Below are 12,721 nucleotides of genomic sequence, written 5' to 3' on the forward strand. Positions count from 1 at the left end.
ATAAACAAGGGTACCCTCACTTTTTCGCAGGGACCCTTGTTCTTATTTTTGAAACCTTTTTATTAAAATAACTACCATGAAAATTGAACATAACCCTAAAATAATTTTCCCTTGTAAACTCCAATCCAAAACCTGCTTCACGGAGTAAGCCTCTATTAATAAGGCGGGGATTTTTCCAAGCGTGCTGGCAATGGAAAAATTAACAATCCCCACCTTGCTTCCGGCACTAACAAGCGTCACCATTCCAGAAGGGATGAACGGAAAAATCCTAAGTGCGAATATCAGAAAAAATGCTTCCATATCTTGCGTATTTTGCAATCTATCTAAAAATTTATTTTTTATCGCAATCTTGTTTTTTACCCTATTGATACCTTTTCGATATAAATAAAAACTAATAATGGCTCCAAAGGCCTCACCAAGAATCGAAATCAACAATCCGTGGCCAAATCCGAAGAAGCTGATGTTGGCTGCGGTTAGAAAAACGCTCGGAACAACCCCTAGGAAACTAATGATGATATTCAACAAGATACTTAGCCATATTGCAAATGTGCCGCTGTTTTCAAACCAAGCTAATATGTGCGCCTCCATCTGTTCCTCCGATCATATCGTTCCTTATAACATTCTTCCATTTTATAATTTACCGGCAAAAAAATATAGGGCGTCTCACAGGACACCCAGTTCATTATTTTAATAAATTCCGGATAACAAGATTAGTTAGGTTCGGCACCACTTCAAGTGAATAGGACATTTCCATTCTTTCCAGCTTTTTATGAGCATCTAGTCCATAAGGTCCAATATTGATGACCGGCACATTTAAGTCGCGGATGTCTTGGTACTCCACGTAATGCTTTGTTCCCCAGCCAGGATTATTATTGGAAACAGCCTCTATTCCTTCTTCGTCATCGCTTAGCGCAACAAAGCTCATATCCGAGATATATGGGAAGAAATTCCGCGTTACAATCGGATGTGGATAGGCTGGCTGAATCGATTCCACTGCTTGATTTAACGCATCAATCAAGGCCTGTTCCTGCTCATTCTTGCCGGACAGCTCAATTCTTGGAGAATAAAGAGATGAATAGAAAAGAATAATGGCAGGGTTTTTGTCCTTCATCCAGTTCCAAGCCTCTTCTACGACCCTTGCTGCGAACATGCGGGTATCCAGTTCCTTATCCTCCATTAAACTCTCTTTAAATTGATTCATATGCGTGATAAAGGTATCACCGTGCTCCATAACCAACTGTTGTTCCATTTCTTCATATGTGAACACTCTTGGCTGCCAAGGATGTTTGAAATATGGTTCGCCGCTTAAGCTGCTAAACTGCTTATATCTTTCATCAAAAGCATTCAAGGCGTTTTCAAATGCAATACGCGCCTGCTCTTTTAATTTCACTAGGACATCCTTCGGAGACCAGGAATGGATGAAGAAATTGTAGTATACATAGGCAGACAACGCGGTCTGAACGGTATAAGACGGTTTCAGGTCTGTTTGTTTTAAAGAAACAGGGGGAACTGTGATTTCACCAAAGGCCTCATTGCAAAGCTCGGGATTATAATCAATCTGCTTCGTCAGCTCCGCCGCGATAAAGTTAGGGTCAAGCCCTTCAAAGCAAGAGCCAACATGCGTTTCTGCACCAGTAATAAAAAAGGATGGCAGAAGCTTGCCTACTGTCCCCATATAGATATAGCGATTTACATCTCCTGCAAAGCGCGGGGAGACGAAATCGGAATTGATCGCCGCAGCATATTCAAAACCATGCTCCTGTTTCCAGCTTTTCAGGACCTTTAAGGCTGATAAAACTCCGTGAGAGCTGTCCTCTTCATCACATTCTGCTAAAAAGACGATGTTTCCATCAAGCTCTTCCGGATGCTCAGAATAGTATTTTAATAGATAGAGGTGGCTGGCTACTCCACTTTTCATATCGAGTACCCCTCTACCAAACAACCAGTCGCCCGAGTCTAAATGTTCCTTCGCCGAGGCAGGCAGCTCCTCCCTCTTTAACGCAGCCATTAGTTGATCCGGAAAACACGCATGTTCTTTTAGGTGATTAAAATCATCAATTCCAACCGTGTCCATATGTCCCATCAAAATGACCGTACGGCGGCTATTCCCTTTTGTACCTTTGACAAATGCCAATACATTATATCTTTCATGTTCATCCTGAATGGTTTGAGACATCGTCATGTGAGAAGGATTTTTTGAAAAATAAGGAAAAGCAGAAATAAATTTATATAAATATTGGGCAATTGTTTTTTCACCCTTTGTATTCACAATACTTTCGATATTCACGAGTTGGTTCGTGAATGCCAATACATCCTCACGGCATTGCAGCATCATTCTGACCCCTTTTTTTTAAGATTAGTATTGTAGAAAAATGTATACCAATTAACAAATTTTCGTCAAGTCTTTTCAAATGGGGAAATATTCTAGTAAATTTATACTTGATTATGTATAAATATTTACTTATACTAATTATTGCGAAAAGAATATTAATTCCTCATCTTTAAGCTTTTGAGATGAGGTAGAGGTCGCGATTTATATTAGTATCCTATTGGAGATTCAGTGAAATCTATGAAAATAGGAAAAAGGATAAATCGCCGAAGCCTCTGAAATCACTGTTTTCAGAGGGCTGGGGCTGTACTCGAAATGGGGCAGAACTGTCACAATTCTCACGAGAATTGTGGAGAACTATCTAATTCAAAGCTTTTAATGAGGGTGTCAGGCACCGTCACATGGACGGTGCTTTTTATATTAAAAAGGGGGAAGCATCATGAGAAAACTTATGATATTAGTAGTTTCTGCATTACTTTTGATTCTAGCAGCGTGCGGATCGAAAGAAACAGCTAAAACAGACCAGGCAAAGGGTGAAGATTTAGGCCTAATTAAAGAGGGTACACTATCGTTTGCGATGAGCGGGCAATATCCGCCATTAAACTTTAAGAAGGATGACAAATTAACTGGTTTTGACGTAGAAATTGGTAATGAGATTGCCAAAAGAATTGGTGTAAAGGCAAATCCTGTGACTAATCAATGGGAAACTATCATCCAAGGTTTAAAAGCTAAAAAATACGATGCAATTATCGGAAGTATGACAGCAACACCTGAACGTGATAAACAAGTAGACTTCACAAACCCATATTATTTATCCGGCGCCCAAATCTTTGTGGCTGAGAACAACAGTAATATTACTTCAAAAGATGATTTAAAGGGAAAAACAATCGGCGTCATCCAGGCAAGCACTTGGAAAGATATGGCCCTTGAACTATCCGATCAAGTAAAAGGATATCCATCTGATGTTAACGCTCTTCAGGACTTGGCAATTGGCCGTTTAGATGCCGTTATTACTGATAAAATCGTCGGTTTGAATGCGAAAAACGAAAAAGGTTTAAAAATCAAGCCGATTGGCAACCTGCTAAATGAGGACCGCGTTAGTGTTGCGGTTGCAGAAGGTAACAAAGAGCTTGCTGATAAAATCAACAAAGCCATTGACGACATGCAGAAGGATGGCACTTACGAAAAAATCAGCAAAAAATGGTTCAACGAAAACTTACTTGAAAAGTAAGCACCCGCACATCTTTAAGACGCAAAATAGGAAAATTGGATAACGTAAGCTCCATGCTTGGGGCTTACGTTTTTTCAAAGGAGGTAGAAATGAAATCATGACTTTTTGGCAAAATATTATCGGCATCCTCAGTGAGCATGGTGTTGCCTTCTTGAAAGCCTCATGGATGACGATTTCCATTACAATTATTTCTCTGCTATTTGCATTAATCATTGGAATCATCTTTGCCAGTTTTAAAATCTCTTCTATCAAATTTCTTAATTGGATTTCTGATATTTATATTGGGCTTATCCGCGGGACTCCGTTAATCGTTCAAATTATGTTCCTATATTATGGAATCGCGAATTTTCTAACCCTTGACAGCTTTACAGCCGGCGCGCTTGCGTTAAGTATTCATACTGGGGCGTATATAGCAGAAATTTTCAGGGGGGCTGTCCAATCGATCGACCGCGGGCAAATGGAAGCTGCAAGATCGCTAGGGATGTCCTACCCGCTTGCAATGCGCAGAATTATTTTTCCACAGGCCTTCAAACGAGCCATCCCGCCGCTGGGGAATCAGTTCATTATCAGCTTAAAAGATTCTTCACTAGTTGCCTATATTTCTGTAACAGACTTATTTAACACTGCCCTTACCGTCCAAGGGGAAAATTATATGCCATTTGAAACCTACTTTGTTGTCGGACTTTATTATTTGATCATCGTGTTAATTTTCACGTGGTTCACAAACCGCTTGGAGAAAAGGTTGGATGTCAGTAGACCGAAGGAGGCAGCAGCCGCATGATTGAAATTAAAAATCTATCAAAATCTTTCGGGGAACTACAAGTTTTAAAAAATATTGATTTACACGTAAAAGAAAAAGAGGTTGTTGTCCTAATCGGTGCGAGTGGTTCAGGGAAAAGTACCCTTCTCCGCTGTTTAAACTTTTTAGAGACAGCAGAAGCCGGAGACATTATCATCGATACGGAAAAAATCAATCCCGCAAAAACGAATCTAAATAAGATAAGAGAAAAAGTGGGAATGGTATTTCAGCATTTCAACCTATTCCCGCACATGACAGTGCTGGAAAATATTATTGAGGCCCCTGTTCATGTCAAGAGTGTATCTAAAGATCAGGCCCGTTCTAAAGCAATGGACCTCCTGAAAAAAGTAGGCCTCCAGGATAAAGCCAACTTCTACCCAGACCAATTATCTGGCGGGCAAAAACAGCGTGTGGCCATCGCCAGAGCATTGGCAATGGAGCCAAAAGCCATGCTATTCGACGAACCAACTTCGGCATTAGACCCTGAGCTTGTGGGCGAGGTACTTCAAGTCATGAAGGATTTAGCCCGTGAAGGAATGACAATGGTCATCGTGACACACGAGATGGGCTTTGCAAAAGAAGTAGCAAGCCGAATCGTCATGCTTGCCGACGGCAATATAATAGAAGAAGGACATCCAAGTGAAATCTTCTCAAATCCAAAGCACGAGCGAACACAAAGGTTTTTAAATCAGATTTTATAAGAGTATCTTGGCGAAATAATTCATTTAATTAAGAGAAAAAGGTACAGGCGCTCATAAAAGCCCTGTACCTTTTTCTCTTTTCGGCATCACCATGAGTGTTTCCCCTACTACACCTTTTGAAAATATTCTTTGTCTAAACCTGAACCCTAAACGTTTAAAACTTCGTCTTAATTATAGATGATTTTCCAATTATCTATTAAATATTCCAATATTTATATAAATATTGTAGTATTTCCCAAATTACACTAAAGTTAGTCTAAGAGAAAAATAAATTACTAGACGGGGGTTCATTGTGAAGAAAAAGGTATGGATTTGGATTGTATCGATTATTACAGTATTAATCATCGGGGGAACAGCCGCTTATTTTTTTACTAAGCCACAGAGTCAAATGGCGGGCGCGGAACCAAAACCAATGGGAATAACCGTTCAAAAAGTAAGTCAGAAAGAACTGGCCCAATCGATTCTCGTAACCGGGAAAATTGTGCCAGAAAGCGAGCAAAAGATCTTTATTGAGCCCCCAAAAGGAGCAATCAAAGAAATTAAGGTGGCAGAAAACCAGGCTGTCAAAGCCGGTGACGCACTGCTGGTATACGATTCTGCAAAAATAGAAAACGAACTTACTAGAGCCGTCCGCAGCAAAGATTTGCTTACTAGCAGGGCAAAAACAGAGCAAAATCAAATTGCTGACCTAACAAAGCGACTTAATGATGCAAAAAAGAAAGTGCAGACACAGGCTTCCAATTCGGACAGTACAGAAGAGGCTCCTGTTACCCAAGAAAGTGTAAATCAGCTGTCGAATGAAAAAATCCAGCTGGAGATGCAATATGAAAACACAAAATCCGAAATTGCCACCTCTGATGATCAGATTAAAGAACTAACTGCTCAGAAAAATGACATGACGGTGGTAAGCAAAATGGATGGCATAATCGTAAAAGTTGACCCTAACGTCGCCAAAACCGAAACCGGGTCAGCAGAACCTATCATCCATATTATTTCAAGTCAGCCATATAAAGTGATCGGGACCATGAGTGAATTTGACGCTGTTAAGATTCAGCACGGACAGCCAGTCATTATTCGTCCAAAGGTATTTAAAGACCGGGAATGGAAGGGAACGATTGAATCTGTTTCTCAATTCCCTACTGCAGACGGCGGTGGCGGTGGAGACTTCGGCGGGCCTCCAGGCGGAGGCAATGTGACGATGTATCCGTTTAAGGTCGCAATAACCGACGATACTTCAGAGCTGCGGCAAGGCTTCCATGTCTCATTAGAAATCAAAGTCGGCGGTGCTGAAAAACCACTCGCAGTTCCACACCCAGCGCTTGTCGATGAAGGAGGCGCCAAGGTTGTCTATGTTTTAGTGGATAAAAAGCTGGAAAGACGTGAAGTCAAGACAGGCGCAATGAATGATGAATTTATCGAAATTAAGAATGGAGTAAAGCTTGGTGAGCTTGTCGTGATCACGCCAAATGAACAAATCCATGATGGAATGGAAGTGACCTCTTTTGATGAAGTTAAATAACATCTCAAAGGTTTATGGAAAGGGTTCACTTGAGGTTCCAGTCCTGCATGGAATTGATTTAGCCATTGAAGATGGAGAATTTATTGCGATTATGGGGCCATCAGGTTCAGGAAAATCCACGTTAATGAATATCATTGGGTTTTTGGATTACCCGACATCGGGAACCTATGAATTAAACGGCGAAATCATCAACTCCGCAAAAGAGAGCGCCTTGGCAAAATTAAGAAATGAGCATATCGGCTTTGTTTTCCAGCAGTTCTTTATGTTCCCGCGGGACAATGCTTTGAAAAATGTTGCCTCTCCGCTCATATATGCAGGGATATCAAAACGGGAACGAACCGAAAGGGCGAAACAAATGCTGACTAAGGTCGGCTTGGAAGACCGCATGAAGCATCTCCCCGGCGAATTATCCGGAGGTCAAAAACAGCGGGTCGCCATTGCCAGAGCACTTGTCAACAATCCTACAATTATTCTAGCAGATGAACCAACTGGGGCTCTTGATTCAAAAACAAGCGCCCAAATTATGAAGCTATTTACCCAGCTGAACGAAGAAGGAAAAACGGTGATTATCGTTACCCACGAAGAAGAAATCGCAGCCTACGCGAAGAGAATTATTACGATAAAAGATGGCATGATTACCGATGACCGGGGTGTGGTAGCCTCATGAATATTTTGGAAAGCTTTAAAATCGCCCTTTCTTCGATTTGGAATCATATGGTTCGATCCATCTTAACGATGCTTGGGATTATTATCGGTGTTGCCGCTGTTATCATTATAGTAGCAATCGGACAAGGTACAAGAACCAAAATGACGAATGAATTTTTCGGAACCGATAAAAACGCGATTAATATTTTCTATGAATACGTGCCCCCCGAGGGTGAAGAGCCCACGTTTTGGATGGAACCTGAGCTGACCAATGATGATGTCCAGACACTTGCTGAGGTTCCCGGCGTGAAAGCGGTCATTGCGACTAATCAAGGCTATGGGATGATGGTACGCAATGATGTGCAGGGAGACATGCAAATCACCGGTGTCGGTGCTGAATACTTCTCTGCCAGAAAAATTAAGGTACTGGAAGGCCGGTCCTTTTATGCAGCAGATAATGATGGGCTGAATCGGGTGGTTATGATTGATACCATCGCACGGAAGAAATTCTTCAAGGAATCTGAAAATCCCATTGGTGAAATCATTGATTTAAATGGCAATCCTTATAAAGTCGTTGGTGTCTATGAATCATCTATTCCTGAGCAATTCCGAAACAAGGATAACGGTGAAATGATGATGCCGCGGGCAGTCATTTCGATGATGTTTGGAAACAGGGAAATTGAACAATTATCGGTGATTGCCAGTGATCCTGAGAAAGTTTCGGTGACTGGCAGGCTGGCCGCTGAAACCCTGACAGAAAAAAAAGGCCTGGAAGATGGAAAATATACAACAAATAGCTTCGAAGATTATGAAAAAGAATTAAACAAGATGATATCGTTGCTTACACTGCTGATTGGAAGTATCGCCGGGATTTCCTTGTTAGTCGGGGGGATTGGCGTCATGAATATTATGCTTGTTTCTGTCACGGAACGAACTAGAGAAATTGGCCTTCGAAAAGCAATCGGTGCAACACGAAGAAAAATACTCCTGCAATTTCTAATAGAAGCGATTACCCTTACCTCTTTAGGAGGGCTAATTGGCATGGGGTTAGCCGCAATTGGTACGATTATTGTTTCAAAAGTATCACCGATAACTGCCACGATGAGCCCATTAATTGTGCTCATTGGAATTAGTTTTTCTGCCTTTATCGGGATTATTTTCGGCATCCTCCCTGCTAATAAAGCATCAAAGCTTAGTCCAATTGATGCTTTACGTTATGAATAAATTACATTTGATGAATTAAGCTAACAAAGCATCAAACTAGTTAAATTTTATGTTTGATGCTTTGTTGGCTGTTAATAAAGATGTAATGCTGGTTTAATTTTTACTTCATTAAACCCTATGCATCATAGGTAATGAGAACAAATAAATATTCACAATTGCTAAGGCAAGCATCAGCACATAATATGGCAACACTGCTTTAAAGCTTGATTTCTTAGCCATTCTGTATACAACATAAGTGGTGCCAATCCATCCGATAATAATAATCGCATACTGAATCATTTGAACCGTAGGTGTCGAAGCCAAGCTTAAACTTGTTGGATTAGACTGTACTCCAAATAAACCAATTGAGTTATACCAGATTGCTTTTCCTTCGGTAAAAATGTGGAAAAGGTTATGACCTAAGTGGCCGGCAAGGTCCAATGGAATAATCGCATAACCAAAACGGGTAAAGTTCTTTTTCACAGTACCTTCCATGCCAAATAAAGACGCAATCTTTGCAGTTCCTAACAATAATAGAATTGGAATAGCCATCGCAATGATAAAGGCTACTGTAAAGTTAACAGTGTAATTGGCGGTACCTGTAACAGCTCCAATAGCACTTAGAATATTCTGCCATGGTTCAAGCATCGTAATATTTTGGACGAACACGATACCCATGATAACAGCCGCAAGAGATGCATGCTCAATCTTCGGATTTTTTAAGCCCCACAGTTCTTTTGTTGGAATTCTCGTCTCAATTTTAATGGAGTCGTTAGGACAGTTTTTCACACAGTTGGCACAAAGATTACATTCCGCACTGGATTCCATCGTTCTTGGAAATTGGAACATTGGACACCCTTCGACCTTTTCGGTTCCCCGATAGCAGGATTGCACTTTACACGTTTTGCAAATATCAGGTGTTGTAGTTAATTTCACTGCCCCAGACCTTGAATAGTTTCCGGCCAATCCGCCAAGGAAGCAAAGTGTTTTACAGAACGTTCTTCTTTCATAGAAAACAGAGGTCGCTACTACCATTGTTACGAGCAGCAGTAATAAATATCCGGAACCCCTTGGGGATTCTACAATGCCCCATACGTGGTCACTATACGTAATTGCAATAAAGAATAAATCTATTAACCATATTCCGTATTTTCTTAGAAACTTTGGCATCGGCCGGTTCGCGCCGATAGTTTTTCGAACAATGTCACTCAATTTACCAAACGGACAGATTGCACACCAGAAGCGACCGGCAACTAAGAAAATAATTGGAATGATCGGCCACCACAATACCCAGGTCATCGTTGTTCCAAAGTTCTTACTTGGGTTGACCGTTCCCATAACTAATTCAAATACAATGATTGAAAACACAGTGATAACACTCCATTGAAAAATTCCAGGATACCATCTGCTCTTAACAAACTTTTTTACAATTGGAATGGACAGGAGGTTAAAAGGTTCTTTTTCCGGTTTTAGTTTTTCCTCAGGCATTGCCATAGTTAAATCCCCTTCCTTCTAAACCATTTATTCCAAATGCCGATTAAGATAAAAGATAGATTGACTGCTCCGTAGGTTCCCAGCACTTTGTAGTTCGGCGGTGTTTCGACTACCGGCCCGTGATGGTCTCCGCTTCCTTCCTCATGTCCGCTTTCTGTATGGCTCCCTTCCAAATTCATATCACTCTGCATCCCTTCCATATCCATATCATCGTGCATGCCCGCTTCAGTGTGACTGTTTTCTTTGCCTTTGCTGGCGCCATCATCATGGTTTTCCATCTCAGAATGACCGGATGAACTATCGGCACTGCTTCCATTCTTAAATTTCTCGGCCGCTTGTTTAATGCTTTGATCATGGGAATGGCCTTCATTCGCCAATGCCCTAATATCAAAAGCGAAAATAAATGCCAAAGCAAAAATTGATAAAAATAACTTTTTCAAACTCTCCACCTCCAATAAGGTAAACATAGATAAAATATTTGTTTGCTTGGTTTATAGCTATAATTTAATGGGGAAATTTGCAGTTTCTATGCATTTTTAGTGGAGATAATATGGCATCATCTGAATCATTTGGAACTGTTCAATTTTTTGTAAAAACTTCACCAATAATCTTCATAACATCGACACGAGATATCCATTTTTTCTGCATACTTTTGCTATATGATGAAGGTGTAATAAAAGAAGGGAGATGCTGAAAGTGAAAAAGTTAGCGTTTGGATTGTTTTCTGCCGCATTAATTTTAGGAGCAGGCACAGCGGTATTTGCTGCTGGAAATAATAATAATGGAGATGGCCTAAGCTTTGATAAGATGCTTCCTTTCATGCAAAAAATGCACCCGGATTCCTCTAAACAAGAGTTAGAGGATATGTACAAATCCTGCCATGAAAACGGGGGAATGATGGGAGGAACATCGGAAACCAAAAGTGAAAATATGATGAACCAATTTTAACAATGAGGTGATTTGACATGATGGGCTCTTATGGAATGATGGGCGGAACCATGGGAGTGGTAATGTGTATCCTGATGTGGCTGATAGGTCTGGCTGTTATAGGCGGAGTCGTTTATTTTGCAGTTAAATTAGCATTACGAAATCAAAAAATAAACTAAATTGTTTGAAAGGCTTGGCATTACTGCCAAGCCTTTTATATCTTCAATAAGTGAACGGCTATTTAGATGAAAGTTCACTTTCTGTTACCCATTTATGGTTTGTCACTTTTTCTCCACCTGTAGTTGGTGTGTAATCAACCATGTATACGGTTGTTTGTTCTACTGAATCGATTATGCCTGTTGCCCCCTTCATCCCTTTCATGTGGTCTGCTTCGATGGTAACTTCCATTCCAGGTTTTAACGGTTCACTGCCTGCATTTTTAATTTCCTCTTGAACTACCCATTTATGGTTCTTCACTTTCTCTCCACCAGTAGTTGGGGTATAGGTAACAGCATATGCCATCGTATCATACGCACCTGCAATCGTTGCTTCAGCACCGTCCATACCCTCCATATGTTCAGTATGAATAATTGCCTTACTTCCTACCTTATAGGTTGGATTCTCTTTTACTTTTAATCCTTTAGGAACTTCTTCTGAACTAGAATGTTCCATATGATCCATATCCATACTTTTATGACCCGAATCTTTCGTCTCACCAGAACCCTTTTGATTACCATTGCTTGAACAAGCAGACAAAATCAACATTAATACTAAAGCAATAAAAGGAATCAACAATTTTTTATTTTTCATGGCTTCCTCCTTAAATTTAATTACAAACGCATACTACTATAAAATTGTGCAGAAAATATGAATTTTAATATATCCATAATAGTTAAATGGTAAAATAAATAAATTTACCCAATTTGGGCGTTAAATATTCGCAATTTTACTATTATTTAAGAGCTATTGAATAAAATAATATTTTAGTATTATAATATGGTAGTGTGATAAAGTATTAAAGTAATTAAAATTAAATATAAAGGTGGTTTATATAAAAATGAAACGTATAGCAACTATGATTCTAGCAATAGCCACAGTATTCGCCATCGTAACGGGATGCTCTTCCAATTCTGCTGAAAAGACTGATAAGGGTGATGACACGTTAGTAATCGGTATTGATGATAAATTTGCTCCGATGGGATTCCGTGATGAAAAGAACGAAATCGTTGGTTTTGATATTGATTACGCAAAAGCTGCGGCGGAAAAAATGGGTCAAAAAGTTAAGTTCCAGCCTATCGATTGGAAAACAAAAGAATCCGAATTAAGTTCAGGACGAATCGACCTTATCTGGAACGGTTACACCATTACTGATGAACGTAAAAAGAAAGTTCTTTTTACAAAGCCATACTTAAAAAATGCTCAGGTCGTAGTTACCAAGGCAGATTCAAAAATTAGCAAACTTGCTGATTTAGAAGGCAAAGTGGTTGGCTTACAATCTCTTTCATCTGCATCAGATGCTCTAGATGCTAATCCAATTAAAGACAAAATCAAAACTGTAACTGAATTTAAAGACAACGTCCTTGCTTTAAATGACCTAAAGAGCGGCCGTTTGGATGCCGTTGTTATTGATGAGGTTGTTATTAAGTACTACATGTCTAAAGAAAAAGAATCCTTTAAGATTCTCGATGAATCCCTTGCTCCTGAGGAATATGGAGTAGGCGTGAAAAAAGGCAATGATAAGCTACTTGAAAAACTTCAAAAAGCGCTTGATGCTATGAATGAAGACGGCACTGCCGCTAAAATTTCAGAAAAGTGGTTTGGCGAAGATAAAGTTTTAAAATAATAATAATGAACAATATACGGAACAGGATTT

At 39.9% G+C, this 12,721-nt stretch carries 14 protein-coding genes and 1 riboswitch; of the genes, 9 read left to right on the plus strand and 5 right to left on the minus strand.

Features of this window, described 5'->3' with window-relative positions; all coding sequences use genetic code 11:
- Positions 1 to 42: 42 nt before the first annotated feature.
- A complete protein-coding gene (locus ACFPA1_RS11955) occupies positions 43 to 588 on the minus strand; it encodes a TVP38/TMEM64 family protein (RefSeq protein ID WP_378583113.1) in 546 nt (181 codons plus the stop codon).
- A gap of 94 nt (positions 589 to 682) precedes the next feature.
- Positions 683 to 2,332 carry a M20/M25/M40 family metallo-hydrolase gene (locus ACFPA1_RS11960; RefSeq protein ID WP_213144497.1) on the minus strand — a complete coding sequence of 550 codons (1,650 nt, stop codon included), beginning with the start codon at positions 2,330 to 2,332 and terminating at the stop codon, positions 683 to 685.
- Positions 2,333 to 2,512: 180 nt separating this feature from the next.
- Positions 2,513 to 2,697, plus strand: a riboswitch (Lysine riboswitch).
- Positions 2,698 to 2,765: 68 nt separating this feature from the next.
- Between ACFPA1_RS11960 and ACFPA1_RS11965 the strand changes: the two genes are divergently transcribed.
- The 6 genes from ACFPA1_RS11965 (at position 2,766) to ACFPA1_RS11990 (ending at position 8,448) form a co-directional block, all read left to right on the plus strand.
- On the plus strand, positions 2,766 to 3,560 hold the full coding sequence (locus ACFPA1_RS11965; RefSeq protein WP_378583441.1) for an ABC transporter substrate-binding protein: 795 nt from the start codon (positions 2,766 to 2,768) through the stop codon (positions 3,558 to 3,560).
- 97 nt (positions 3,561 to 3,657) lie between these two features.
- Positions 3,658 to 4,341, plus strand: a complete 684-nt coding sequence (locus ACFPA1_RS11970) for an amino acid ABC transporter permease (protein WP_378583115.1) — start codon at positions 3,658 to 3,660, stop codon at positions 4,339 to 4,341.
- Positions 4,338 to 5,060: an amino acid ABC transporter ATP-binding protein gene (locus ACFPA1_RS11975; RefSeq protein WP_378583118.1), complete on the plus strand. Its 723-nt coding sequence runs from the start codon at positions 4,338 to 4,340 to the stop codon at positions 5,058 to 5,060. The genes ACFPA1_RS11970 and ACFPA1_RS11975 overlap by 4 nt, the downstream gene beginning before the upstream one ends.
- 292 nt (positions 5,061 to 5,352) lie before the next feature.
- Positions 5,353 to 6,579 carry an efflux RND transporter periplasmic adaptor subunit gene (locus tag ACFPA1_RS11980; RefSeq protein WP_378583121.1) on the plus strand — a complete coding sequence of 409 codons (1,227 nt, stop codon included), beginning with the start codon at positions 5,353 to 5,355 and terminating at the stop codon, positions 6,577 to 6,579.
- Positions 6,563 to 7,246 (plus strand): ABC transporter ATP-binding protein, encoded by a 684-nt coding sequence (locus ACFPA1_RS11985; RefSeq protein ID WP_378583122.1) that lies wholly within the window; start codon positions 6,563 to 6,565, stop codon positions 7,244 to 7,246. Before ACFPA1_RS11980 ends, ACFPA1_RS11985 begins: the two co-directional genes overlap by 17 nt.
- On the plus strand, positions 7,243 to 8,448 hold the full coding sequence (locus tag ACFPA1_RS11990; protein WP_378583125.1) for an ABC transporter permease: 1,206 nt from the start codon (positions 7,243 to 7,245) through the stop codon (positions 8,446 to 8,448). Before ACFPA1_RS11985 ends, ACFPA1_RS11990 begins: the two co-directional genes overlap by 4 nt.
- Positions 8,449 to 8,556: 108 nt before the next feature.
- Here ACFPA1_RS11990 and ACFPA1_RS11995 read toward each other — a convergent pair whose 3' ends face one another.
- A complete protein-coding gene (locus tag ACFPA1_RS11995; protein WP_378583126.1) occupies positions 8,557 to 9,921 on the minus strand; it encodes a 4Fe-4S binding protein in 1,365 nt (454 codons plus the stop codon).
- 2 nt (positions 9,922 to 9,923) lie between these two features.
- The gene (locus ACFPA1_RS12000) at positions 9,924 to 10,361 is read right to left on the minus strand and encodes a hypothetical protein (protein WP_378583128.1); all 438 of its coding nucleotides are present in this window, start codon (positions 10,359 to 10,361) and stop codon (positions 9,924 to 9,926) included.
- A gap of 256 nt (positions 10,362 to 10,617) precedes the next feature.
- Between ACFPA1_RS12000 and ACFPA1_RS12005 the strand changes: the two genes are divergently transcribed.
- Both ACFPA1_RS12005 and ACFPA1_RS12010 read left to right on the plus strand, forming a co-directional pair.
- Positions 10,618 to 10,869, plus strand: a complete 252-nt coding sequence (locus ACFPA1_RS12005; protein WP_378583131.1) for a hypothetical protein — start codon at positions 10,618 to 10,620, stop codon at positions 10,867 to 10,869.
- Positions 10,870 to 10,886: 17 nt separating this feature from the next.
- Positions 10,887 to 11,027, plus strand: coding sequence for a hypothetical protein (locus ACFPA1_RS12010; protein ID WP_378583133.1), 141 nt, complete (start codon positions 10,887 to 10,889; stop codon positions 11,025 to 11,027).
- A 58-nt stretch (positions 11,028 to 11,085) separates the two neighbouring features.
- Here ACFPA1_RS12010 and ACFPA1_RS12015 read toward each other — a convergent pair whose 3' ends face one another.
- Entirely contained in the window at positions 11,086 to 11,658 is a 573-nt protein-coding gene (locus ACFPA1_RS12015; RefSeq protein WP_378583135.1) for a YdhK family protein, read from the minus strand.
- 247 nt (positions 11,659 to 11,905) lie between these two features.
- Here ACFPA1_RS12015 and ACFPA1_RS12020 point away from each other — a divergent pair, with 247 nt between their 5' ends.
- Positions 11,906 to 12,691, plus strand: coding sequence for an amino acid ABC transporter substrate-binding protein (locus ACFPA1_RS12020; RefSeq protein WP_378583137.1), 786 nt, complete (start codon positions 11,906 to 11,908; stop codon positions 12,689 to 12,691).
- Positions 12,692 to 12,721 lie beyond the last annotated feature (30 nt).

It is taken from the genome of Neobacillus sp. GCM10023253 (genome assembly GCF_042653105.1).
GTDB classification, from domain to species: domain Bacteria; phylum Bacillota; class Bacilli; order Bacillales; family Cytobacillaceae; genus Neobacillus; species Neobacillus citreus.

Coding starts and splice junctions, on each gene's coding strand:
- ACFPA1_RS11955 (WP_378583113.1), bottom strand. CDS start 588: ATGGAGGCGCACATATTAGCTTGGTTTGAAAACAGCGGCACATTTGCA.
- ACFPA1_RS11960 (WP_213144497.1), bottom strand. CDS start 2,332: ATGCTGCAATGCCGTGAGGATGTATTGGCATTCACGAACCAACTCGTG.
- ACFPA1_RS11970 (WP_378583115.1), top strand. CDS start 3,658: ATGACTTTTTGGCAAAATATTATCGGCATCCTCAGTGAGCATGGTGTT.
- ACFPA1_RS11975 (WP_378583118.1), top strand. CDS start 4,338: ATGATTGAAATTAAAAATCTATCAAAATCTTTCGGGGAACTACAAGTT.
- ACFPA1_RS11990 (WP_378583125.1), top strand. CDS start 7,243: ATGAATATTTTGGAAAGCTTTAAAATCGCCCTTTCTTCGATTTGGAAT.
- ACFPA1_RS11995 (WP_378583126.1), bottom strand. CDS start 9,921: ATGGCAATGCCTGAGGAAAAACTAAAACCGGAAAAAGAACCTTTTAAC.
- ACFPA1_RS12010 (WP_378583133.1), top strand. CDS start 10,887: ATGATGGGCTCTTATGGAATGATGGGCGGAACCATGGGAGTGGTAATG.
- ACFPA1_RS12015 (WP_378583135.1), bottom strand. CDS start 11,658: ATGAAAAATAAAAAATTGTTGATTCCTTTTATTGCTTTAGTATTAATG.
- ACFPA1_RS12020 (WP_378583137.1), top strand. CDS start 11,906: ATGAAACGTATAGCAACTATGATTCTAGCAATAGCCACAGTATTCGCC.